The 22319-nt window shown below is 73.5% G+C and carries 19 protein-coding genes; 7 read left to right on the forward strand and 12 right to left on the reverse strand.

Features of this window, described 5'->3' with window-relative positions; genetic code table 11:
- Positions 1-103: 103 nt before the first annotated feature.
- Positions 104-2569 (forward strand): CDP-glycerol glycerophosphotransferase family protein, encoded by a 2466-nt coding sequence (locus ACQ614_RS14510; RefSeq protein WP_431679003.1) that lies wholly within the window; start codon positions 104-106, stop codon positions 2567-2569.
- Between the two features lie 68 nt (positions 2570-2637).
- On the forward strand, positions 2638-4101 hold the full coding sequence (locus ACQ614_RS14515; RefSeq protein WP_431679004.1) for a hypothetical protein: 1464 nt from the start codon (positions 2638-2640) through the stop codon (positions 4099-4101).
- A 22-nt stretch (positions 4102-4123) separates the two neighbouring features.
- On the opposite strand, the gene ACQ614_RS14520 is transcribed toward ACQ614_RS14515, so the two are convergent.
- The 6 genes from ACQ614_RS14520 to ACQ614_RS14545 form a co-directional block, all read right to left on the reverse strand.
- Positions 4124-4702 carry a 2'-5' RNA ligase family protein gene (locus tag ACQ614_RS14520; RefSeq protein WP_431679006.1) on the reverse strand — a complete coding sequence of 193 codons (579 nt, stop codon included), beginning with the start codon at positions 4700-4702 and terminating at the stop codon, positions 4124-4126.
- Entirely contained in the window at positions 4702-5739 is a 1038-nt protein-coding gene (trpS, locus tag ACQ614_RS14525; protein ID WP_363491843.1) for a tryptophan--tRNA ligase, read from the reverse strand. Before trpS ends, ACQ614_RS14520 begins: the two co-directional genes overlap by 1 nt.
- Before the next feature lie 30 nt (positions 5740-5769).
- Complete coding sequence (locus tag ACQ614_RS14530; protein ID WP_431679007.1) at positions 5770-7083, reverse strand: hemolysin family protein; 1314 nt, start codon at positions 7081-7083, stop codon at positions 5770-5772.
- Positions 7084-7155: 72 nt separating this feature from the next.
- Entirely contained in the window at positions 7156-8148 is a 993-nt protein-coding gene (locus ACQ614_RS14535; RefSeq protein ID WP_431679009.1) for a malate dehydrogenase, read from the reverse strand.
- Positions 8149-8365: 217 nt separating this feature from the next.
- Positions 8366-8779 (reverse strand): DUF3017 domain-containing protein, encoded by a 414-nt coding sequence (locus ACQ614_RS14540; RefSeq protein WP_431679010.1) that lies wholly within the window; start codon positions 8777-8779, stop codon positions 8366-8368.
- A gap of 5 nt (positions 8780-8784) precedes the next feature.
- Positions 8785-9639 carry a bifunctional methylenetetrahydrofolate dehydrogenase/methenyltetrahydrofolate cyclohydrolase gene (locus ACQ614_RS14545; protein WP_431679011.1) on the reverse strand — a complete coding sequence of 285 codons (855 nt, stop codon included), beginning with the start codon at positions 9637-9639 and terminating at the stop codon, positions 8785-8787.
- 315 nt (positions 9640-9954) lie between these two features.
- Between ACQ614_RS14545 and ACQ614_RS14550 the strand changes: the two genes are divergently transcribed.
- From ACQ614_RS14550 to ACQ614_RS14560, 3 genes are all read left to right on the forward strand, one after another.
- The gene (locus ACQ614_RS14550; protein ID WP_431679013.1) at positions 9955-10356 is read left to right on the forward strand and encodes a hypothetical protein; all 402 of its coding nucleotides are present in this window, start codon (positions 9955-9957) and stop codon (positions 10354-10356) included.
- Positions 10353-10787 (forward strand): DUF2752 domain-containing protein, encoded by a 435-nt coding sequence (locus ACQ614_RS14555; RefSeq protein WP_431679015.1) that lies wholly within the window; start codon positions 10353-10355, stop codon positions 10785-10787. The genes ACQ614_RS14550 and ACQ614_RS14555 overlap by 4 nt, the downstream gene beginning before the upstream one ends.
- A gap of 141 nt (positions 10788-10928) precedes the next feature.
- Complete coding sequence (locus ACQ614_RS14560) at positions 10929-11597, forward strand: RDD family protein (RefSeq protein ID WP_431679017.1); 669 nt, start codon at positions 10929-10931, stop codon at positions 11595-11597.
- Positions 11598-11670: 73 nt separating this feature from the next.
- On the opposite strand, the gene purH is transcribed toward ACQ614_RS14560, so the two are convergent.
- Positions 11671-13251, reverse strand: a complete 1581-nt coding sequence (gene purH, locus ACQ614_RS14565) for a bifunctional phosphoribosylaminoimidazolecarboxamide formyltransferase/IMP cyclohydrolase (RefSeq protein ID WP_431679019.1) — start codon at positions 13249-13251, stop codon at positions 11671-11673.
- The gene (purN, locus tag ACQ614_RS14570; protein WP_431679021.1) at positions 13248-13907 is read right to left on the reverse strand and encodes a phosphoribosylglycinamide formyltransferase; all 660 of its coding nucleotides are present in this window, start codon (positions 13905-13907) and stop codon (positions 13248-13250) included. Before purN ends, purH begins: the two co-directional genes overlap by 4 nt.
- Before the next feature lie 432 nt (positions 13908-14339).
- Here purN and ACQ614_RS14575 point away from each other — a divergent pair, with 432 nt between their 5' ends.
- Complete coding sequence (locus tag ACQ614_RS14575; RefSeq protein WP_431679023.1) at positions 14340-15044, forward strand: hypothetical protein; 705 nt, start codon at positions 14340-14342, stop codon at positions 15042-15044.
- A 511-nt stretch (positions 15045-15555) separates the two neighbouring features.
- Here ACQ614_RS14575 and ACQ614_RS14580 read toward each other — a convergent pair.
- A complete protein-coding gene (locus tag ACQ614_RS14580) occupies positions 15556-16914 on the reverse strand; it encodes a cell division protein PerM (RefSeq protein ID WP_431679024.1) in 1359 nt (452 codons plus the stop codon).
- A 117-nt stretch (positions 16915-17031) separates the two neighbouring features.
- On the opposite strand from ACQ614_RS14580, the gene ACQ614_RS14585 reads away from it, so the two are divergent.
- The gene (locus ACQ614_RS14585; RefSeq protein ID WP_431679025.1) at positions 17032-18588 is read left to right on the forward strand and encodes a LuxR C-terminal-related transcriptional regulator; all 1557 of its coding nucleotides are present in this window, start codon (positions 17032-17034) and stop codon (positions 18586-18588) included.
- Between the two features lie 77 nt (positions 18589-18665).
- Here ACQ614_RS14585 and sucD read toward each other — a convergent pair whose 3' ends face one another.
- The 3 genes from sucD to ACQ614_RS14600 all read right to left on the reverse strand — a co-directional run bounded on the left by sucD (position 18666) and on the right by ACQ614_RS14600 (position 22292).
- Positions 18666-19556: a succinate--CoA ligase subunit alpha gene (sucD, locus tag ACQ614_RS14590; protein ID WP_363491857.1), complete on the reverse strand. Its 891-nt coding sequence runs from the start codon at positions 19554-19556 to the stop codon at positions 18666-18668.
- Between the two features lie 16 nt (positions 19557-19572).
- Complete coding sequence (gene sucC / locus ACQ614_RS14595) at positions 19573-20748, reverse strand: ADP-forming succinate--CoA ligase subunit beta (protein WP_363491858.1); 1176 nt, start codon at positions 20746-20748, stop codon at positions 19573-19575.
- 347 nt (positions 20749-21095) lie between these two features.
- Complete coding sequence (locus ACQ614_RS14600; RefSeq protein ID WP_431679027.1) at positions 21096-22292, reverse strand: VWA domain-containing protein; 1197 nt, start codon at positions 22290-22292, stop codon at positions 21096-21098.
- Positions 22293-22319 lie beyond the last annotated feature (27 nt).

Below are 22319 nucleotides of genomic sequence, written 5' to 3' on the forward strand. Positions count from 1 at the left end.
CAGTTCACGCCAGTGTCGTCGCCGCTCCCCCGGCCCTCCCCCAAGCGACACGACGGGGACAGCCGGCCCACCCGGCCGCCAGCACCTCGGAGAGCCGCCCCCGATGCCCACCGCCACCGTGCCCGCCACCGCCTCCTCCCCGGAGGCGGCGAACCCCGCCGAGCCCGAGCCCGCCGTCTTCGGGGCCCGTGCCGTCCGCTGGACGGAGCGCGGGCTGGAGATCACCGGCTTCGCCCACCCCGGCGACCGCGACACGGGCCGCCTCTCCGCCGGGCTCACCACGCTCACCGCAAAGCCGGGCGGGCGAGCCCGTCCGATCCTGCTCCGCACCCGCCGGGTGCACCTCCCCGAGGCGACCGACGAGAGCGGCCAGGCCCGCTTCAACCACGACTGGTCGGGTTTCACCGCCGTCCTCGACCTGGAGCGGCTGCGGTCGGGCGGGGGCTGGAAGAAGGGCGTCTGGCGGATCGGCGCCACCCTGGTGGCGGGCCTGCGCCGGCACACCGGCCCGCTCGCCCCGCACTGGTGCGGCTCGGCCGAGTACCCGACACTGCGCTGGGTCGACCACGACGTGCGGATCGTCCCGTACTTCGCCACCGACCAGGGGCTGCGGCTGCGGGTCGAGCAGGTGCGTGCCCGGATCACCGGCCTCACCGCGGACGGCGGCGTCCTGCACCTGTCCGGGCAGGGCGACCTGCCGGAGGGCACCGTGCTGCGGCTGCGCCACCGGCAGTCCGAGGCACTGCTGGACCACCCGGTCGGCGCCGACGGTTCCGGCTTCGCCGTCGACCTGCCGCTCGCCCCGCTCACCGCGGACGGCCGCGAGGCCGAGGACTTGGAGCACTGGGACGCCGAGTTCGCGCTGCCGGACGGCGGTCGCCTGCGCGCCGTCCTCGACGAGCGCGGGGGCCCGGTGTCCGGCCTGCACCGGCTGCCCGGCACCGACCGCGTCCTGCACGTCAAGCAGCTCGCCGACGGCCACCTGCAGCTGTGCGTCCAGGGCGGCGGCGTACTGGTGGACTCCGTCGCCTCGGACGGCGACGGCTTCGACCTGGGCCTGCACGCCCTGCTGCCCGGCGACGGGCCGCTGGAGCTCGTGCTGCGGCACTCCAACGGCACCGGCGAGGTGCGCCGCCCCGTCGCGCGGGCCGAGCGGACGGCCGTCCGGGTGCCGGCCGTCGTCACCGCCTCCGACGGCGTCGCGCACCCGCTCCGCCAGGGCGTGTGGGAGCTGTGGCTCCGCCCGGTCGGCGACGCGTCCGCCGAGCAGTCGCTGATGCTCGCCCCCGCCGTGCTGGACGACCTGCCCGCCGAGATACGGACCGACGGCGACAAGCGCATCGTGCTGCAGCGCCGCTGGCACGACACCCTGCTGGTCGACTCGACGCCGGTGATACCGGCGGCCGAACGCAGCGCCTACGCCCAGGAGCGGCTGCGCACCACCGGCTACCGGGCGGCCCGGGAGCTGCCGCTGCGCGAGGCCGTGCTGTACGACGTCTTCGGCGGCCGCGGCTACGCGGACTCCCCGAAGGCCGTCCACGCCGAACTGGTGCGGCGCGGCGCCGGGCTGGAGCACCTGTGGGTGGTGGACGACGCGCAGGCCGCGGTGCCGCCCGGCGCCCGGGCCGTCCGCTCGCACAGCGCCGAGTGGTACGAGGCGCTGGCCACCAGCCGCTACCTGGTCGGCAACACGCACTTCCCCGACTTCCTCCAGCGCCGCCCCGGGCAGGTGGTCGTGCAGACCTGGCACGGCTCGCTGCTGAAGCGGATAGCGCACGACGTGGAGAACGCCTGGCTGGCCGACCACGGCTACCTGGAGGCGCTGGCCCGCGAGGTGCCGCAGTGGAGCCTGCTGGTCTCCCCCAGCGCGTTCGCGACGCCGATCCTGCGGCGGGCGTTCCGGTACGAGGGCGAGGTCCTGGAGTCCGGTTACCCGCGCAACGACGTGCTGGCCGTCGGCGAGGGCGGGCAGGCCGTCCGGCAGCGGCTGGGCATCCCCGACGGGAAGCGGATCGTGCTGTACGCGCCGACCTGGCGGGAGGACCAGCAGCGCGCCAACGGCGACGGCTTCGAGCTGGGCCTGCGGCTCGACACGGACGCCGCCCGGGCCGCCCTCGGCGAGGACCACGTGCTGCTGGTGCGGCCGCATGCCCACGTCCGCGAGCCGCTGCCGGGTGCCGGGGACGGCTTCCTGTACGACGTCGGCGACTACCCGGACGTGCAGGAGCTGCTGCTCGCCGCGGACGTGCTGGTCACCGACTACTCGTCGATCATGTTCGACTTCGCCATCACCGGCCGGCCGATCCTCTTCTTCACCTACGACCTGGAGCACTACCGGGACACCCTGCGCGGCTTCTACTTCGACTTCGAGGCGGAGGCTCCCGGGCCGCTGATCCCGACCTCGGACGAGGTGATCGCGGCGCTGCGCGACCTGGCCGGCCCGGCCGAGCTCACCGGGGCGCACGCCGCGGCGTACGAGCGGTTCCGCGCCACCCACTGCCGTCTGGACGACGGCGGTGCCGCCGCCCGGGTGGTGGACCGGATGCTCGACCTCGCACGGCGACCGTGACCGATCGGGAGTTCGGTTCCACCGATAAGGTGGGCCACCACGTCCCCGCCCGACCCTGAGGCAGACCGATGACCGCACTTCTCGACGACCCCACGGCCGAGGACTGGGAGCACGCCAGGCACGCCCGGCGCGTCCCGGCCCGGTGGCGGCTGCCGCTGTACGTCGGCGTCAGTGTGGAGGCCGTGCTGCTGCTCTGGTGGGCCGCCTTCTACCCGGGCCTGACCAGCTACGACTCGGCGGCCTACGTCTCGCAGGTGACCACCGGCTACTGGAGCTCCGAGCACTCGGTGGCCTACAACGTGCTGGTCCTGCTCGCCCTGCACGTGCCGGGCAAGCTCGCCGTGCTGACCCTCGCCCAGACCTTCCTGGCGTCGGCGGTGCTGGCGTACACCTGTGTGGCCCTGAAGGGCCTCGGTGCGCGGGCGCGCTGGACGGCGCCGATCGCGCTGCTGCTGGCGATGGCGCCGCCGACCGGTGCGTTCGTCGTCTACATCTGGAAGGACGTGCCGTTCACGCTGTGTTCGGTGCTCGCCTTCGCGGCCGGCGCGCGGCTGGTCTCCCGCCGGGCGAACCGGGCGGACTGGTGGGTGCTGGCGGCGGCCCTGGTCGGCATGGGCCTGTTCCGCAACAACGGCCTGGGCGTGGCGCTGATCGCCGGCCTGGCGCTGGCCGTGGGTATCCGCGGCCGCCGGGTCCGCCTGACCGTGCTGACGCTGTTCGCGGTGGGCCTGTCGCTCGTCCTCCAGCTGGTGGTCTACCCGTCGCTGGGCATCAAGCAGCCGGCCAAGAGCTCGGTCTACTCGCTGAACTACCACGACGTCGCGGTGGCGTACGCCTCCGAGCCGGGCCTCTTCAGCGCGGCGGACAAGGCCGTGATGGCCCAGGTCACCCCGTTGGCCGACTGGACCAGGGGCGGCAGCAACTGCTACGTGTCGGACCAGCTGGTGCTCGCCTGGAACTTCGACCGGCCGGCCGCGGAGCGGGTCAACGACCGGCTGATGCAGATCTGGACGAAGGTCGCCGAGAAGCGCCCCGACCTGGTCCTGAACGCACGGATCTGCCGCGGCCACATCGCCTGGTCGCCGTTCCCCGGCCCGGCCGACCGGGCCGCCTACACCTGGATCGCCAGCCCGGCGCCCACGCCGAAGGAGCTGTACGGCGTCGCACCGCCGGGCAGCCCGATGGCCTCCAACCCCAACCGCTTCGCGCTGTACAGCAACCCGGTGTCGTACAAGCTCCGCCACCTGGCCGAGTTCTGGTACACCGCCGCCAAGGTCAAGCAGCTCGACTGGCTGCTGTTCCGCGGCGCGACCTGGTGCTACATCGGGTACGCGGCGCTGCTGGTGTTCGCCCGCGGCCGGCGGATGCGGTCGGCACTGGCGCTGGCCGGCGTCATGGTCGGCTTCCAGCTGACGGTGCTGGCGGCCAACCCGGCCCCGCTGTACCGGTACATGGTCGGCCCGATGTTCATCGGTGCGTTCTGCCTGGCGCTGATCCCGGCCCGCAGGGCGGGCCGGGGCCGGAAGGGCTGACCGGGGCGGCGCCCCGGCGCGGCTACCCGCCGAAGGTGTAGTCGCGCCAGGGCCGCCAGACCTCGTCCGGGCCGAAGCGGGAGAGCCCGAAGCCGGGCACCGTGAACGCCGCGTTGAAGCCGCGCGCCTTCTCGAACGCCTCGTCCAGGATGTCGTCGGGCAGGCCGTGCGCCACCGTGACGTGCGGGTGGTACGGGAAGGCGAGCTCGCGGGCGAGCGGCCCGGAGCGGACGTCCGCCTCCAGCCCGCGGCACTCCTGGGCGCCGCCCTCGACGCGGACGAACACCACCGGGGAGACCGGCCGGAAGGTGCCGCTGCCCAGCAGCAGCATCGGGAACGGCCGGTGCACGGCCGCGACCGCGCGCAGGTGCGCCTCGATCTCCGGCAGCCGTGCGGCCGGCACCTCGGTCGGCGGCAGCAGGGTGACGTGGGTGGGTATGGACCGGGCGTGCGGGTCGCCGTGGCCCGCGCGGGCGTCCTGGATCGCCGAGCCCCAGGGCTCCGGCACCGATATCGACACGCCGATGGTGACGGTCTCCGGGAGCTCCTCGGGCTCCCGGAGACCGTCGCCGTCGGGCACTGCTCCGGCGGTCGGCGGCATCAGCGCTTGGGCGCCAGGAAGCCGATGCGGTCGTACACGGTGGCGAGCGTCTCGGACGCCACCTCGCGGGCCTTCTCGGCGCCGAGGCCGAGGACGCGGTCCAGCTCGGCCGGGTCCTCCAGGTAGGCCCTGGTGCGGGCCTGGAAGGGCGTCACCCACTCGGTGAAGAGCTCGGCCAGCTCGGTCTTGAGGGCGCCGTACATCTTGCCCTCGAAGTGCGCGACCAGCTGCTCGATCGACTGCCCGCTGAGCGCGGAGTGGATGCGCAGCAGGTTGGAGACGCCGGGCTTCTCCTCCTCGTCGTAGGAGACGACGGTGCCGGTGTCGGTGACGGCGCTCTTGAACTTCTTGGCGCTGACCTTGGCGTCGTCGAGCAGGTTGACCAGGCCCTTGGCGGAGGAGGCCGACTTGCTCATCTTGGCCGACGGGTCCTGGAGGTCCAGGATCTTGGCGGTCTCCTTGAGGATGTGCGGCTTCGGCACCGTGAAGGTGGGGCTGTAGCGGGTGTTGAAGCGCTCCGCGAGGTCCCGGGTGAGCTCCAGGTGCTGGCGCTGGTCCTCGCCGACCGGCACGAGGTCGGCCTGGTAGAGCAGGATGTCGGCGATCTGCAGGATCGGGTAGGTGAACAGGCCGACCGTGGTGCGGTCGCTGCCCTGCTTGGCGGACTTGTCCTTGAACTGCGTCATCCGGGAGGCCTCGCCGAAGCCGGTGAGGCAGTTCATCACCCAGCCGAGCTGCGCGTGCTCGGGCACGTGGGACTGGACGAACAGGGTGCAGCGCTCCGGGTCGAGGCCGGCGCCGAGCAGCTGGGCCGCGGAGATCCGGGTGTTCTCGCGGAGCTGGGCCGGGTCCTGCTCGACGGTGATCGCGTGCAGGTCGACGACCATGTAGAAGGCGTCGTTGGCCTCCTGCAGGGCGACCCACTGCTGGACGGCGCCCAGGTAGTTGCCGAGGTGGAACGAGCCCGAGGTGGGCTGGATGCCGGAGAGCACCCGGGGACGGTCCTTGACCGGACCTGCGACCGCTGCGTTGACCATGTCGGCCATTGTTCCAGTTTCACCGACCGCTCAGGAAACATCTGCCCCTGGAGGTTCCGACAGTGTGACCGCACTCACCCGGACACGTTCGATCCGCCGCCCGTCCAGCTTGGCGACGGTCAGCCGGACCCCGTCCTCGGTGGTGACCGCGTCACCGTTCTCGGGCAGCCGGCCGAGCTCCCGGACGAGGTAGCCGGCCACCGTCTCGTAGGGGCCCTCGGGCAGTGCGACGCCGGTCTCGTCGGCGAAGTCGGCCAGGTTGAGCAGGCCGTCGAGCTCCACGCCGCCGCCGGCCAGGCGCCGGGTGGCGGTGGTGTCCAGGGCGTCGTACTCGTCGCGGATCTCGCCGATGACCTCCTCGACGAGGTCCTCCAGGGTGACGATGCCGGCGGTGCCGCCGTACTCGTCGACCACGATGGCCAGATGGTGGCCCTCGCGGCGCATCTCGCCCATCGCCTCCAGCACCCGCTTGGTGGCGGGCAGCAGCTTGACCGGCCGGGTGAGGTCGCGCACCCGCACCGCCTTGGCGCCGCGCGCCCCGTACAGGTCGCGGACGTGGACGAAGCCGGTGACCGCGTCGTAGGAGCCCTCGACCACGGGGTAGCGCGAGTGCGGGGCGGAGTCGGTCTCCGGGCGGACCTCCGAGACCAGGCGCTCGGCGTCCAGGAAGGTGACCTCGGTGCGCGGCTTCATCACCTCGCGCAGCTGTCGCTCGCCGGCCGCGAAGACGTCGTTGATCAGGGCGCGCTCGTCGCTGCCGAGCTCGGTGTTGGCGGCGACCAGGCCGCGCAGCTCCTCGGAGCTCATCGAGCCGCGGCCGGCCGACGGGTCGCCGCCGCACAGCCGGACCATCAGGTTGGTGGAGTGGCCGAGCAGCCAGATGACCGGGCGCAGCACCACCGACATGACGTCGACGACGGGGGCGGCGAGCACGGCGATGGAGTCGGCGCGCTGCAGGCCGATCCGTTTGGGCGTCAGTTCGCCGAGCACCAGGGAGGCGTAGCTGATGACCAGGGTGAGGACGACCAGGGCGACGGTGTCGGCGAGCCCCTCGGAGAGGCCGAGGTCGACGAAGAGCGGGGCGACCTTGCCGGCCAGGGTGTCCGCGCCGAAGGCGGCGGAAAGGAAGCCCATGCAGGTGACGCCGACCTGGACGGCGGCGAGGAAGCGGTTGGGGTCGGCCGCGAGGTGGGCCGCCCGGGCCGCGCGGCGCGTGCCGGCCGCCTCCAGGGCGCGGATCTGGCCCTCGCGCAGCGAGATCAGCGAGATCTCGGCGACGTTGAACAGACCGCCCAGCATGATGAAGACGAGGACGAGCGCGGCGTCCTCGAGGTTTTCGGTCACGACAGGAGTGTAGAAGGACGGCCGGGCGCCCCAGGGGCACCCGGCCGTCCGTCAGCCTCGGGGAGACCGGTCTCAGATGAGGCCGAGCTCGGCGACAGCGTCGCGCTCCTCGGCGAGCTCCCGGACGGAGGCGTCGATGCGGGCGCGGTCGAAGTCGGAGAGGTCCAGGCCCTGGACGATCTCGAACTTGCCGTCCTGGGTGGTGACCGGGAAGGAGGAGATCAGGCCCTCCGGCACGCCGTAGGAGCCGTCGGAGACGATGCCCATGGAGGTCCAGTCGCCGGCCGGGGTGCCGTTGACCCAGGTGTACACGTGGTCGATGGCGGCGTTGGCGGCCGAGGCGGCCGAGGACGCGCCGCGGACCTCGATGATCTCGGCGCCGCGCTTGGCGACCTTCGGGATGAAGAAGTCCTCGACCCAGGCCTGGTCGGAGCCGGCGGCCTCGAAGGCGGACTTGCCGGCGATCTCGGCGTGGAAGAGGTCGGGGTACTGGGTGGCGGAGTGGTTGCCCCAGATGGTGACCTTCTTGACGTCCTCGACGGTGACGCCGGCCTTCTTCGCGAGCTGGGCGACGGCGCGGTTGTGGTCGAGGCGGGTCATCGCGGTGAAGCGCTCGGCCGGGACGTCCGGGGCGTTGCGCTGGGCGATGAGGGCGTTGGTGTTGGCCGGGTTGCCGACGACCAGGACCTTGATGTCGTCCGCGGCGTGGTCGTTGATGGCCTTGCCCTGCGGGCCGAAGATGCCGCCGTTGGCCTGCAGCAGGTCGCCGCGCTCCATGCCGGCGGTGCGCGGGCGGGCGCCCACGAGCAGGCCCACGTTGGCGCCGTCGAAGGCGGTGGCGGCCTGGTCGGTGATGGTGATGTCGCGCAGCAGCGGGAAGGCGCAGTCGTCGAGCTCCATGGCGACGCCCTCGGCGGCCTTGAGGCCCTGCGGGATCTCCAGGAGTCGGAGGTTCACCGGAACGTCGGCACCGAGCAGGTGACCCGAGGCGATGCGGAAGAGCAGCGCGTAGCCGATCTGGCCGGCAGCTCCGGTAACGGTGACGTTGACGGGGGTGCGAGTCATTTCTACCTTCTCCAGCAAATCGCCAGGTGCCCCAGGCACGTCGTCGGCGCACTGGAGCCGAGGATGATCTCTCGATATCGAGAGACCTGCGTCAGGTTATCGCAAAGGCAAGCCTATGCCGCCTTGCCGGGCGTGGCTGATGCGTCACACAGCGCGCGGCCCGCCGGCGGCGCGGGCGCGGGGTGTCCGCCCGCGCGCCGCCGCCGGGCCGCGCCGGTCAGTGCCGGGGCCGGCCGACCAGCCGCCCGATGTCGTCCAGCCATGCGAGGTGCAGCCAGGGGTCGGGCTGCGCCACCAGTGTCAGCAGGACGATCACCCCGCCGAGGAAGGTCAGCACGCCGACGTCGGTGAACCGGCTGCGCACCGCCAGCATGCCGACCTCCGGCAGGGCGGCCCGCAGGGCCGCGCCGAGCAGCAGCGAGGCGCCGACGATCAGCAGACCGATCTTGAAGTCGGCGGCCCAGGTCACGAGGATGCCGAGACCGGCCACCGCCAGCACCAGGCTTATCGGCCACTGGCGCACCGGCAGCGAGTGGCCGCGGCCGAGCGCGGCCGCCGAGCCCTCCGGCGGCAGGGTGCCGGTGGTCTTCAGCGGCCTGCGCCGGGAGCGGGGGGCCCGTACGACTGCCATCGGAATCAGTGGCCGGCGCGGCGCTCGGCCGCCTCGACGATGTTGTTGAGCAGCATGGCGCGGGTCATCGGGCCGACGCCGCCCGGGTTCGGGGAGATCCAGCCCGCGACCTCGGCCACGCCGGGGTGCACGTCGCCGACGATCTTGCCCTCGCTGCGGCTGACGCCGACGTCGAGCACGGCCGCGCCGGGCTTGACGTCCTCCGGCTTGACCAGGTGCGGCACACCGGCGGCGGCGATCACGATGTCGGCCTTGCGCAGGTGGTAGCCGAGGTCCCGGGTGCCGGTGTGGCAGAGGGTGACGGTGGCGTTCTCGCTCTTGCGGGTCAGCAGCAGGCCGATGGAGCGGCCGACGGTGACACCGCGGCCGAGCACGACGACCTCGGCGCCGTTGATCTCGACCTGGTGGCGGCGGAGCAGCTCGACGATGCCGAGCGGGGTGCACGGCAGCGGGCCCTGGATGCCGAGCGCCAGGCGGCCGAGCGAGGTGGGGTGCAGGCCGTCGGCGTCCTTGTCCGGGTCCATCAGTTCCAGGACGGGGTTGGGGTCGAGGCCCTTGGGCAGCGGCAGCTGCACGATGTAGCCGGTGCAGGCCGGGTCGGCGTTGAGCTCGCGGACGACGTCCTCGACGTCCTGCTGGGTCGCGGTGGCGGGCAGTTCGCGCTGGATGGAGGCGATGCCGACCTCGGCGCAGTCCTTGTGCTTGCCGTTGACGTACCAGCGGCTGCCCGGGTCGTCGCCGACCAGGACGGTGCCGAGGCCGGGGACGATGCCCCGCTCCTTGAGGGCCGCCACACGGACGGCGAGTTCGGACTTGATCGCGGCCGCGGTGGCCTTGCCATCGAGAATCTGGGCAGTCATGGCCCCATTCTCCCGGATCGGCGCCGGCGGCCGCGCCGCGGGCCGCGGCCTGCCGGGGGGCGCGGCCACACCGGTGCACGCCGCCTTGCACGCCCCCGGCCGGCACGCCCGGCCGGTGCCGCACGGACTGTCGCGGAGCCGCGCACGGAGCGTGCGGCCCGGGTTGCGGTTGTGCCACATTTGTGTCCGCGGGCCGGTCGCGGCTGGACAGCGCCCCGTGGTAACGACCACCATGACCCGGAGCAAATTCTGCTGCCCGCGTTCTGGTGACAGGCCGTCGGGGACACGGGGGACGATCGTCGGGGGAAGACCACAGTGAGCAATCCGTACCAGCCGGACCCGTACGGCGGCTACGGCCAGCCGCAGCAGCCCTACGGCACGCCCGGGTACGGCGCACCGCAGTACCAGCAGCCGCAGCAGCCCGGGTACGGCTACCCGCAGCAGCCGCAGCCCTACGCAGCCCCGGGGCCGGTGGTGGTCCAGGCCAACTCGGCGGCCACCGCGTCCGTGGTGCTGGGCTTCATCGGCATTCTGACGTCGTGTTTCTACGGCGGGTTCCTCGGCCTGGTCGGCCTCGGCGTCGGCATCTCGGGCCTGAACAAGTCGAACCAGACGGGGGTCGGCCGCAACGCGGCGATCGGCGGGATCGTGCTGAACGTCCTCGCGGTGCTGATCTCCATCGCGATCGTGGTCTTCTACTTCAGCGTCCAGCCGTGACCGTCCCCGCGCCCTCGTTCGCAGGCGCACTGACGACCCGTTGGCGGCGCACCGCCGACACGGTGTCGGGTGCGCTGATGCGGGTGCTGCTGCGCGGAGCGGGCGGCGCCGTCGCCGCCGTGGCGGTCGCCCAGCTGCACGACGCCCACGACCCCGGTGTGCTCTGCCTGCTGCGCAAGTTCACCGGCATCCCCTGCCCGGCCTGCGGCAGCACCACCGTCTTCATCGAGGCCGGCCACGGCCACTGGGGTGCGGCGCTGGCCGCCAACCCGGTCACCGTGGTGGCGGCCCTCGCCCTGCTGGCCGCGCCGCTCGGCCCGGGCCGCTGGTGGTGGGAGATGCCGAACGGCCGGCGCAACCTGCTGATCGGGGCGGCCTTAGCGCTGGCCTGGACGTGGCAGCTGCACCGCCTCGGCATCTCACGTCCCTGAACTGAGCGGAACCTGACGGGTATTGATCCCCGCCATGTCAGGCCTTTCCGCTAGTGTCCCACCCGGTCGGCGCCTCAACTGCCCGCCGGTCCCCAGGATTTCCCTGTTCCGTCCACACTCCTTCCTGCCCGGAGGCATCCGATGAGTTACCCGCCCGACCCGAACAACCCGTACAGCCAGCAGCCCCCGGCCCCGGGCTACGGCTACCCGCAGCAGGCTCCGCCGCCGGCCCCCGGCTACGGCTACCCGCAGCAGGCCCCGCCGCCGGCCCCCGGCTACGGCGCGCCCGGCTACGGCATCCCGCAGCAGCCGGGCCCGTACGGCAACGCGGCCCAGGTGCAGCAGTTCTACGCGGGCTGGGGTTCGCGCGTCGCGGCGTACATCGTCGACTACCTGATCGTCGGCGTGCCGGCGATGATCTTCTACGCGATCGGCGGCGCGATCGGCGTCTCCAAGGCGGAGTGCACCGTCGACCCGGTGACCTACGCGACCAGCTGCACCGGCGGCGGCATCTCCCCCGTCGGCCTGATCGTGATGGGCATCGGCTGGCTGCTGGCGATCGCGGGCGGCCTGTGGCTGATCTACAACGAGGGCACCACCGGCCAGACCCCCGGCAAGAAGATGGTCAACATCCGCGTCCTGCGCGAGGCCGACGGCCAGCCGCTGGGCTTCGGCATGGCCTTCGTCCGCAAGATCTGCCACGCCGTCGACGGCATCTGCTGCCTCGGCTACCTGTGGCCGCTGTGGGACGCCAAGAAGCAGACCTTCGCCGACAAGATCATGAGCTCGGTGGTCGTCAAGTCCCAGTGATCGGCCCTCCCGCCGACCGCGACGCCGAAGGCCCCCGCACTCCTCGGAGTGCGGGGGCCTTCGGCGTTGCGGATCAGTGGAAGAAGTGCCGGGTACCGGTCAGGTACATCGTGACGCCGGCCTTGGCGGCCGCCGCGACCACCTCTTCGTCGCGGATCGAACCGCCGGGCTGCACAACGGCCTTCACGCCGGCGGCGACCAGGATCTCCAGGCCGTCCGCGAACGGGAAGAACGCGTCGGAGGCGGCGAAGGAGCCCTGGGCGCGGTCGCCGGCCCGCTCGACCGCGAGCTTGCAGGAGTCCACGCGGTTGACCTGGCCCATGCCGACACCGACCGAGGCGCCGTCCTTGGCCAGCAGGATCGCGTTGGACTTGACGGCCCGGCAGGCACGCCAGGCGAAGGACAGCTCGGCGAGCTCCGCCTCGGAGAGCGCCTCGCCGGTGGCCAGCGTCCAGGTCGACGGGTCGTCACCGGCCGCGTCCACCTTGTCGACCTGCTGCAGCAGAACGCCGCCGCTGATCCGGCGGACCTCCAGCGCGTCGGCGGGCGCCTCGGGGGCGCGCAGCACGCGCAGGTTCTTCTTCTTGGTCAGCACCTCGAGGGCGCCGTCCTCGTAGCCGGGGGCGACGACGACCTCGGTGAAGATCGGGGCGATCTGCTCGGCCAGCTCGACGGAGACCGGGCGGTTCACCGCGATCACGCCGCCGTACGCGGAGACCGGGTCGCAGGCGTGCGCCTTGCGGTGCGCCTCGGCGGCGTCCGCACCAACGGCGATGCCGCACGGGTTGGCGTGCTTGATGATCGCGACGGCCGGCTCGGCGTGGTCGTACGCGGCGCGGCGCGCGGCGTCGGTGTCCATGTAGTTGTTGTAGGACATCTCCTTGCCGTGCAGCTGCTCGGCGCCCGCGAGGCCGCCGGAGCCGTCGGTGTAGAGCGCCGCCTGCTGGTGCGGGTTCTCGCCGTAGCGGAGCACGTTCTGGCGGTCCCAGGTGGAGCCGAGGAACGCCGGGAAGGCCTCCTCCGACTCCGTGTAGCCGGACTCCTCGAACCAGGAGGCCACGGCCACGTCGTAGGCGGCGGTGTGCGCGAAGGCCGCGCCGGCCAGGCGCTTGCGGGTCAGCAGGTCGAAGCCGCCGCCCTTGACCGCGGCGAGCACGTCGTCGTAGCGGGCCGGGTCGACCACGACCGCGACGGAGGGGTGGTTCTTGGCCGCGGCGCGGACCATCGACGGGCCGCCGATGTCGATCTGCTCGACGCACTCGTCCGGGGTGGCGCCGGAGGCGACCGTCGCCTTGAACGGGTAGAGGTTCACCACGACCAGATCGAAGGGCTCGACACCCAGCTCGGCCAGCTGCTCGCGGTGCGACTCCAGGCGCAGGTCGGCGAGGACGCCGGCGTGCACGCGCGGGTGCAGGGTCTTGACCCGGCCGTCCAGGCACTCCGGGAAGCCGGTCAGCTCGGAGACCTCGGTCACCGGCACGTCGGCCGCGGCGATCCGGCCCGCGGTGGAGCCGGTGGACACGATGGCGACCCCGGCGGCGTGCAGGCCCTGGGCCAGCTCCTCCAGTCCGGTCTTGTCGTAGACGCTGATCAGCGCGCGGCGGATCGGGCGTACGTTCTCGGAGACGGGGGGCGTGCTGTGGGCGGCGCTCATGCCGGAATCCATACCTTTCGGTCTTCGATGCGGTGGCCTTCGCGGGCCAGCCGGCCCACGACCTCGACGAGCAGCTTGCGCTCGACAGTCTTGATGCGCTCGTGCAGCGCTTCGCCGCCATCGGCGTGGTCGGCGTCGAGGACCTCCACGACGCCCTGCGCGATGATCGGCCCGGTGTCCACGCCGGCGTCGACCAGGTGGACGGTGCAGCCGGTGACCTTCACGCCGTGGGCGAGGGCGTCCGGCACGCCGTGCGCGCCGGGGAAGGACGGCAGCAGGGCGGGGTGGGTGTTGACGATCCGGCCGGCGAAGGCGCCGACGAACTCCGGACCGAGGATCTTCATGAAGCCCGCGGTGACCACCAGGTCGGGCTCGTACCCGGCGACCGAGGCGGTCAGCGCGGCGTCCCAGGCGGCCCGGTCGGCGTGGTCCGCGATGCGGTGGACGAAGGTCGGGATGCCCGCGGCCTCGGCCCGCTTCAGGCCGGCGATGTCGGTGCGGTCCGCACCCACGGCGAGGACCTCGGCGCCGTAGGCCGGGTCCTGAACCGCGTCGATCAGCGCCTGCAGATTGGTGCCCGATCCCGAGACCAGGACCACCAGACGGGCCGGTCCGGGCGTACGCGGCGGGAAGACTTGGGCGGAAGCGGCGGCCACTGCGCGATTCTCCGTATGTCGTGTCGCCCGCTGGTACGTCCACCGTCGGTGGGGCCACTACGGGCGGCGGCAGGTCGAGCCTGGGACGGCGCCGCGGGGGTGTCGCCGCTGCGCTGCGGGGCCCCGGGAACCGTTGTGGACTGCTGACCGTCACCACGATAACGGCTGGTCGAAGGCGTTCTGTCACCAGCGGGCCACGCTACGCGCGTAGTTGAGACACGGATCTCGCCCTGCGGTGCCGCGGTGCGCATGGGGCCCGCCGGACGGGGCAGGCGGTGCGGTCGTGCAGGTGTGCGGTGCGGGCCCGCGGTACGGCTCCGGCGGCGGACCGGCAGGGCGGCTCCGCGCCCGGATCGGCCTGCGGGATCATTGGAGGCGCGGACCGCTCCGGAGCGGTCCGACGCCCCCGGACGAGAAGGAATGGCTGACACGATGAGCAGCGGAGACGACACCGGCGAGCGCAACCCGTTCGCGCCGCCGCCGGCGGATGCCCCCGACCGGCCGTGGCGGCCCCGCGCTCACCCCCACCCCCCGGCGGAGGGCCAGGGCGGCGGCGACCGCGACAACCGCGGTGACCGGGACGACCCGGACGAGCGGCCCCAGGTGCCGCCGCCGCACCCGTGGAGCCCCGGCTACCGCGGCGGCTGGTCCGAGCCGCCGCAGCCGCGCTTCGACCCGACCGACCCCGTCCACCGGCGCGCCCGCTACGCGCTAAGTGCCGGCATGGCCGGGCTGTTCTGCTCGGTCGTCGGGATGCAGTACCTCGCCCTGCTGCTCGGCGCGCTCGCCGCGTACTGGGGGGTCAGTGCCCTGCGGAGCGGGCGTGCCACGGCCGCGGCGGGTACGGCGGGTGCGGCGGGTGCGGCCTCCGGCGGCAATCCGCACGCCCTGGGCACGGCGCGGATCGGCGGCTGGGCACAGCCGCAGCCGACCCGCCCACAGGTGCCGGCGGCGCTCGGCGGCCTGCTCACCGGCGGCGTGGCCGTGATCTTCACGCTGAGCATCTTCGGCTTCCAGCTCTACTACCACGACTACGTGACCTGCATCAACGACGCCCTGACCACGGAGGCGTCGCAGAGCTGCAATGACCTCGCCCCGGACGTCATCACCCAGATCACCAACCCGGGCAACCGCTGACCCCCTCCGGGGAGGCATGCCCGGCGGGGCGGGGCTGCACGAGGCAACGGGAGCTGCGGCACCGGGCCTTCCGCTGCGCGCAGTTCCCCGCGGCCCTGAGGAGCAGGCCCGACCCGGACGCTTTCCCCGCGGGGGCGGGGCTGCACGAAGCAACGGGAGCTGCGGCACCGGGCCTTCCGCTGCGCGCAGTTCCCCGCGCCCCTGAGGAGCAGGCCCGACCCGGACGCTTTCCCCGCGGGGGCGGGGCTGCACGAAGCAACGGGAGCTGCGGCGCCCGGCCTTCCGCTGCGCGCGGTTCCCCGCGCCCCTGAGGAGCAGGCCCGACCCGGACGCTTTCCCCGCGGGGGCGGGGCTGCACGAGGCAGCGGGAGCTGCGGCGCCGGGCCTTCCGCTGCGCGCAGTTCCCCGCGCCCCTGAGGAGCAGGCCCGACCCTTGGTGCAAGCCCGGCGGGGCTGCGGCCCTGTGACCTCCGCATGCGCGCGGTTCCCCGCGTCCCTGGGGGTGGGTGGGTCAGTCGTCGGCGGGTCGGGGGTGGGCGGCGAGACGGGTGACCAGGCGGTGGAGGGTGGCCCGTAGCTGTGCGGTGCGGAGGCGGACGGTGGCGGCGGCCCGGGGGCGCGGGGCCGTGCGGGAGAGGGTCCAGCGGGTCAGCAGGGCGCCGGGCGGGACGACGAGGGCGGACCAGCCCGCGGCGGTGAGGGCGACCCGCCAGGGGACGGGGCCGAGGGTGGACATGCGTCCGGCGGCGAGTGCCCCGCCGGCCAGCCAGGCGGCTGCGCCGGCCGCTGCGGCGGCGGCCAGGACGGCGGCGAGGGCGACCACGGCGACCGCGGCCGGGGGCCAGGGCCGGGCGGTGCTGCGGCCCGCCGCGGCGCGGCCGAGCAGCAGGGCCGGCACCGCGCCGGCCAGCAGCGGGAGGGCGCCGAGGACGGCCTGCCAGGCGATCCCCGGGGAGCCGGCCGGCAGCAGGGCGAACAGCGGGAACTCGGGCACCGCGCCCAGCTGCGTGCCGAGCGGCGACACGGTGGTGCCGGTGCCGACGGCGAAGCCCGGTCCCAGGCCGTAGGCGGCGGCCCACAGCAGGGCGTTCGGCAGCAGCAGGGTGCAGGCCAGGAGGAGCCCGAGGATTCCGGCCGGGCCGTCCGCCAGGCCGGTCGCGGAGCGTCCGGCGGTGCCGAGTGCCACGGCCGCGGTGAGGAGCAGGCCGCCGGCGGCGAGCAGTCCGAGCAGCCAGGCACCGGCGGTGCGGCGCAGGACGGCGGCGGCTCCGGCGGGCGGTGCCCACTCGGCCGTCTCCCAGCGCCGGAGCCGGTCGGCGGCGGCCGCCGGGAGCGCGGGCCGTGTCATGCCGTGCGTGCTCCAGTGACCCCAGGCGAGGCCCGCGGCGGCGACCCCGGCGACGGCCGGGAGGTCGGTCAGCGGTTCGGCCTGCAGGACCGCCTCCGTGCCGCTGCACTCGGCGACGGCGAGGGCGGCGACGGTGAGGTAGCCGGCGCCGAGCGACAGCACGGAACGCCAGGCGCCGGGCCCCTGCGGGGTGCGGGCCGCCGCCCGGGCGCCGGCCCGGCGGAGCAGCGCGAGGCTGACGGCCGTGAGCAGCAGCGGGGTGAGGGTGAGCGGTGCCCCGCCGGGGCCGCGGGTGAGCGGGGCGCCGTGGCCGAGCAGCCAGAGGGCACAGGAGAGCCGCAGTGCACCGTGGGCGGTGACGTCCGCGTACGGCGTGAGAACCCACAGGCCGAGGACGGGGACGGCGATCACGGAGAGTGCGAGAAGGGCCGTACGGGCGCCGGCGAGGAGGTCGGCGAACGGGGAGCGACTGCCCAGGTCGTCGGGCAGGGCCAGGATCGGACGGCCCATCAACTGCGTCATGGGCCACATGCTCCCAAGATCACCCGTTGCGCCCCGTGAAGCGGCAAAGCTTCGCCGTGTCCCGGATTATTTGCTTATGTGCCTTATTCGACTCTGCTGCCGCCGTAAGGATCTCCGGTGACCGCACCTTCGAAGGCCGACCGGGCCGGGGACGAACCCGCGGGCCCGACCAGCGGCGCTCCCCCGGCGGCCGACGCGCCTCCGGCCGACGGCACTCCCCCGGCGGCCGGGGCCCCCTCGGCACGTGCCGGGGAGGAGGCGGCCCGGCTGCTGCGGCGGCTGACCCCGCGTGAGGCACAGGTCGTCGCCCGGCTGGCGGCAGGCGAGGACAACCGGGCCATCGCCGCCGCCCTCGGCATCTCCCCCGCCACCGCCCGGACCCACCTGACCCGGGCGATGCGCAAACTCGGCGTCGGCTCGCGCGCCGAGGCCGCCCGGCTGGCCGACCTGCTGGGTACGGAGGGCGGCGCCGACCGGTCGCAGGGGTCCGCCGCAGCGCCCGTCCAGGAGCCCGGCCCGCCACCGGCCGCCGCAACGGAACCCGTCGCGCCGGAGCCTGTCGCGCCCGAACCCTCCGCACCAGTGCACCGCCACACAGACTTCGAGGCCTTCAGCGCCGATGTCCACACCCGGCTGGTGCAGCAGACCTACCTGGTCACCGGCTCGCAGCACCGGGCCCTGCACAGCGTCCGGATCGCCCTGGGGGCAGCGGCGCTGCGGTGGGAGGAGGTGGCGGCGCTGCCCGACCCGGAGGGCTTCGTCCGGGCTGCGGCGTTCGAATCGGCGCTGTCACCGTGGCGCCGGGGCGGCCCGCGGCGGGCCCGCGCGCACCACCTGCCGCACCGGGCGATCAAGGTGCGGAAGGAACGGAACCGGCGCCGGGCGGTCGAGGGCCGGCCCACTCCGCAGGACAAGGCGCTGCTGACGGCGATGCACCGGCTGACCCGGCCGCAGCGCCGGGCGGTCGTCCTGCACGACGCGGTCGGGCTGTCGGCGGAGGCCGTGGCGGTGGAGGTGGAGTCCAGCACGGCGGCGGCCGAGGGGCGGGTGCGGGCGGCACGCGAGGAGCTGGCCCGGGCGGTGCCCGAGGTGGTGGGCGCCGACCCGTGGGCACCGGGTTTCGGCCCGGAGCTCGGCGCGCTCCTGCACGGGGCCGCGGTGCGGGCCTGCCCGTCCCCGCGGCGGCCCTCGCCGGGGCTGCTGGTGGTCGGGGCGCGCCGGCGGGCCCATGCGGTCACCGGTGCGGCGGCGCTGCTCACGCTGGCGATGGGCGGCGCGATGGTGGCCGCACTGGTGGTCTCCCTGCAGTCGGACGCGCCGGTCGCCGCCAAGCCCCGGCCGGCGGCGGTGGCCCCGCCGCCGGAGGTGTGCTCGTCCTTCGACACCGGCAGCGCGGGCCCTGCCGCACCGGGGCGCGAACCGGGGCTGCGGAGCCCCTGGTGCAACCCGGCGGCGCCGCGGGCGAGCGCTCGGCCCGCCGCGGCCCCGGACGGCGCCGGCGACACCCCGTCCGGGCCGGCGGAACAGCCCGCGGAGGGCGGCCCGACGGCCGATGCCGCCCCCGCTCCGGAGCAGGGCGGTTCGGACCGGGCGCTGGTGGTGTCCGTCCCCTGCGCGCCGCTCTGGCCCTGCCCGACGCTCGGGCCCGCCGAGGTGCCGCAGCTGCTGCCCTGAGGTGCGGAGGAAACGGCGAGGGCGCCGCGGACGGATGTCCGCGGCGCCCTCGCGCGTGGCGTCTGCCGGAGGCAGCCTTACTTGGCGGCCGCGAAGAGCTCGCGGGCCAGGCGGGCGGTCTCGGACGGCGTCTTGCCGACCTTGACGCCGGCGGCCTCGAGGGCCTCCTTCTTCGCCTGGGCGGTGCCGGAGGAGCCGGAGACGATGGCGCCGGCGTGGCCCATGGTCTTGCCCTCGGGCGCGGTGAAGCCCGCGACGTAGCCGACGACCGGCTTGGTGACGTGCTCGGCGATGTAGGCCGCGGCACGCTCCTCGGCGTCGCCGCCGATCTCACCGATCATGACGATGAGCTCGGTCTCCGGGTCCTCCTGGAACGCCTTGAGGGCGTCGATGTGGGTGGTGCCGATGACCGGGTCGCCACCGATGCCCACGGCCGAGGAGAAGCCGATGTCGCGCAGCTCGTACATGAGCTGGTAGGTCAGGGTGCCGGACTTGGAGACCAGGCCGATCTTGCCCTGGCCGGTGATGTCGGCGGGGATGATGCCCGCGTTCGACTGTCCGGGGGAGATCAGGCCGGGGCAGTTCGGGCCGATGATCTGGGTCTTGTTGCCCTTGGCACCGGCGTACGCCCAGAAGGCGGCCGAGTCGTGGACCGGCACACCCTCGGTGATGACGACCGCGAGGCCGATCTCGGCGTCGATCGCCTCGACGACGGCGTCCTTGGTGAACTTCGGCGGCACGAAGATGACGGTGACGTCGGCACCGGTCTTCTCGATGGCCTCGGCGACGGTGCCGAAGACGGGCACGTCGGTGCCGTCGACGTCGACCGTGGTGCCGGCCTTGCGCGGGTTCACACCGCCGACGATCTGGGTGCCGGAGGCGAGCATGCGGCGGGTGTGCTTCATGCCCTCGGAGCCGGTCATGCCCTGAACGATGACCTTGCTGTCCTTGGTAAGGAAGATAGCCATGTGAAAGTCCCCTTCCTTACTTGGCGTTGGCCAGCTCGGCGGCGCGGTCGGCCGCACCGTCCATGGTGTCCACCTGCTGAACGAGCGGGTGGTTGGCGTCGGTCAGGATCTTGCGACCCAGCTCGGCGTTGTTGCCGTCCAGGCGGACGACGAGCGGCTTGGTGACGGCCTCGCCCTTCTCCTCGAGGAGGGCCAGGGCCTGCACGATGCCGTTGGCGACCGCGTCGCACGCGGTGATGCCGCCGAAGACGTTGACGAAGACCGACTTGACGTCGGTGTCGCCCAGGATGATCTCCAGGCCGTTCGCCATCACCTCGGCGGAGGCGCCGCCGCCGATGTCGAGGAAGTTGGCGGGCTTCACGCCGCCGTGGTTCTCACCGGCGTAGGCGACCACGTCGAGGGTGCTCATGACGAGGCCCGCGCCGTTGCCGATGATGCCGACCTGGCCGTCGAGCTTGACGTAGTTGAGGCCCTTGGCCTTGGCCGCGGCCTCCAGCGGGTTCGCGGCGGCCTTGTCCTCGAGCGCCTCGTGCTCCGGCTGGCGGAAGTCGGCGTTCTCGTCCAGCGAGACCTTGCCGTCGAGCGCGATGATCTTGCCCTCGCCGGACTTGATCAGCGGGTTGACCTCGACGAGGAGCGCGTCCTCGGCGATGAAGACCTTCCACAGCTGCTGGAGGACCTCGGCGACCTGGTCGGCGACGTCGGCCGGGAACTTCGCGGCGGCGACGATCTCGGCGGCCTTCTCCGGGGTGCAGCCCTCGTTGGCGTCGACCGGGATCTTCGCGAGCGCGTCGGGGTTCTCCTCCGCCACGACCTCGATCTCGACACCGCCCTCGACGCTGGCCATCGCCAGGAAGGTGCGGTTCGTGCGGTCGAGCAGGAACGAGACGTAGTACTCGTCCTGGATGTCGGCGGTCTGGGCCAGCATCACCTTGTGGACGGTGTGGCCCTTGATGTCCATGCCGAGGATGGCCTCGGACTTGGCGACGGCGTCCGCCGGGTCGGAGGCGAGCTTGACGCCGCCGGCCTTGCCTCGGCCGCCGACCTTCACCTGAGCCTTGACGACGGCGCGGCCGCCGAAGCGCTCCGCGATGGCGGCAGCGTCTGCGGCGTTCTCGATGACATCGCCGTCAAGCACGGGCACACCGTGCTTGGCGAAGAGGTCCCTCGCCTGGTACTCGAACAGGTCCACGTGTTTGTCCTTGTTCGTGGTCGCGGATTGTGTCTCTTCGAGCGTGCCACGGCAGGATCTTCGCTGCGGGGCGTCGGAGCTGCGCGGATACGCAGAACTACGGCCTTGCGGTCCGTACAGCGCCGGGCGCATCGTCAATCAACACGCGCGTCACGTCCGTCTGGCAGGTTATCCCCGTACGACGGGCGTGTTTCGCCCGGGGCCGTGTCCTGGTTGGTGAGAACCGTCACAACGGGTGCACCCGGGCAGGTCCGGCGCGGGCTCTCATCCGGTGCCCCGCCGGGGTGAGATGCGGACGTCCCGCACCCGAAAGGGTGAATTCGTCCACGACGGGCCCTGGGACGGGCCTAGGAGAGGACCCGGTGCTCGTCCGGGACGGGCAGCGGGCGCTTCTCGATCGCCGCGGCCATGATCTCGGGGAAGGCGTCCGGGGTGCAGGCGAAGGCCGGGGCGCCGAGCGCGGCCAGCGCCGCGGCGTGGGAGCGGTCGTAGGCCGGGGCGCCCTCGTCGGAGAGCGCGAGCAGCGCGATGAACTGCACGCCCGCCGCCTTCATCGCCGCGACCCGCTTCAGCATCTCGTTGCGGATGCCGCCCTCGTAGAGGTCGCTGATCAGCACCACGATCGTCTCGGACGGGCGGGTGATCCTCGACTGGCAGTAGGCCAGGGCGCGGTTGATGTCGGTGCCGCCGCCGAGCCGGGTCGCGAAGAGGACGTCCACCGGGTCGGTGAGCTGCTCGGTCAGGTCGACCACGGAGGTGTCGAAGACGACCAGGCGGGTGTCCAGGCTGCGCATGGAGGCCAGCACGGCCCCGAACACGGCGGAGTGCACCACCGACGCCGCCATCGAGCCGGACTGGTCGATGCACAGGACGACGTCCTTCTTGACCGCGCGCTGCGCCCGGGCGTAGCCGATCAGGCGCTCGGGGACGACGGTGCCGTTGCCGTCCGGGCCGGCGCCGGGGAGGTAGTTCTTGAGGTTGGCGCGGATAGTGCGGTCCCAGTCGATGTCGCGGTGCCGGGGGCGGTTGACCCGGGCGGAGCGGTCCAGCGCGCCGCCGAGGGTGGCCCGCGTCCGGTCGGCGAGCCGGCGCTCCAGGTCGGCCACCACCTTGCCGACCACGGCGCGGGCCGTCTCCCTGGTGGTCTCCGGCAGGGCGTTCTTCAGCGAGAGCAGGGTGCCGACCAGGTGGACGTCCGGCTCGACGGCCTCCAGCATCTCCGGTTCGAGCAGCAGGCGGTCGAGGCCCAGGCGGGAGATCGCGTCCTGCTGCATCAGCTGGACGACGGTGGTCGGGAAGTACTCGCGGATGTCGCCGAGCCAGCGGGCGACCTGCGGGGCCGAGCCGCCGAGGCCGGCGCTGCGGACCGCACCGCGGGCGCCCTCCGCGTCGGCACCGCGGTAGAGCGCGGCGAGCGCGCCGTCCATCGCGGCGTCCCGCCCGGACGGCCGGTGGCCGGTGCCGTCGGCCTCGCCGCCGAGCACCATCCGCCAGCGGCGCAGCCGCTCGGCGGCGGGGTCGAGCGGAGCGTGGGTCGCGGTCATGGGTGCTCCTCCGGAAGGGTGCGGGCG

The organism is Kitasatospora dryopteridis (assembly GCF_050749075.1).
GTDB lineage: Bacteria > Actinomycetota > Actinomycetes > Streptomycetales > Streptomycetaceae > Kitasatospora.

Bases quoted from the DNA above. Each gene is read 5' to 3' on its own strand.
- ACQ614_RS14510 (WP_431679003.1), top strand. From the start codon at position 104: ATGCCCACCGCCACCGTGCCCGCCACCGCCTCCTCCCCGGAGGCGGCG.
- ACQ614_RS14515 (WP_431679004.1), top strand. From the start codon at position 2,638: ATGACCGCACTTCTCGACGACCCCACGGCCGAGGACTGGGAGCACGCC.
- ACQ614_RS14575 (WP_431679023.1), top strand. From the start codon at position 14,340: ATGAGCAGCGGAGACGACACCGGCGAGCGCAACCCGTTCGCGCCGCCG.
- ACQ614_RS14535 (WP_431679009.1), bottom strand. From the start codon at position 8,148: ATGACTCGCACCCCCGTCAACGTCACCGTTACCGGAGCTGCCGGCCAG.
- ACQ614_RS14600 (WP_431679027.1), bottom strand. From the start codon at position 22,292: ATGACCGCGACCCACGCTCCGCTCGACCCCGCCGCCGAGCGGCTGCGC.
- purH (WP_431679019.1), bottom strand. From the start codon at position 13,251: ATGAGCGCCGCCCACAGCACGCCCCCCGTCTCCGAGAACGTACGCCCG.
- ACQ614_RS14540 (WP_431679010.1), bottom strand. From the start codon at position 8,779: ATGGCAGTCGTACGGGCCCCCCGCTCCCGGCGCAGGCCGCTGAAGACC.
- sucD (WP_363491857.1), bottom strand. From the start codon at position 19,556: ATGGCTATCTTCCTTACCAAGGACAGCAAGGTCATCGTTCAGGGCATG.
- ACQ614_RS14560 (WP_431679017.1), top strand. From the start codon at position 10,929: ATGAGTTACCCGCCCGACCCGAACAACCCGTACAGCCAGCAGCCCCCG.
- trpS (WP_363491843.1), bottom strand. From the start codon at position 5,739: ATGGTCAACGCAGCGGTCGCAGGTCCGGTCAAGGACCGTCCCCGGGTG.
- ACQ614_RS14545 (WP_431679011.1), bottom strand. From the start codon at position 9,639: ATGACTGCCCAGATTCTCGATGGCAAGGCCACCGCGGCCGCGATCAAG.
- ACQ614_RS14520 (WP_431679006.1), bottom strand. From the start codon at position 4,702: ATGCCGCCGACCGCCGGAGCAGTGCCCGACGGCGACGGTCTCCGGGAG.
- ACQ614_RS14580 (WP_431679024.1), bottom strand. From the start codon at position 16,914: ATGACGCAGTTGATGGGCCGTCCGATCCTGGCCCTGCCCGACGACCTG.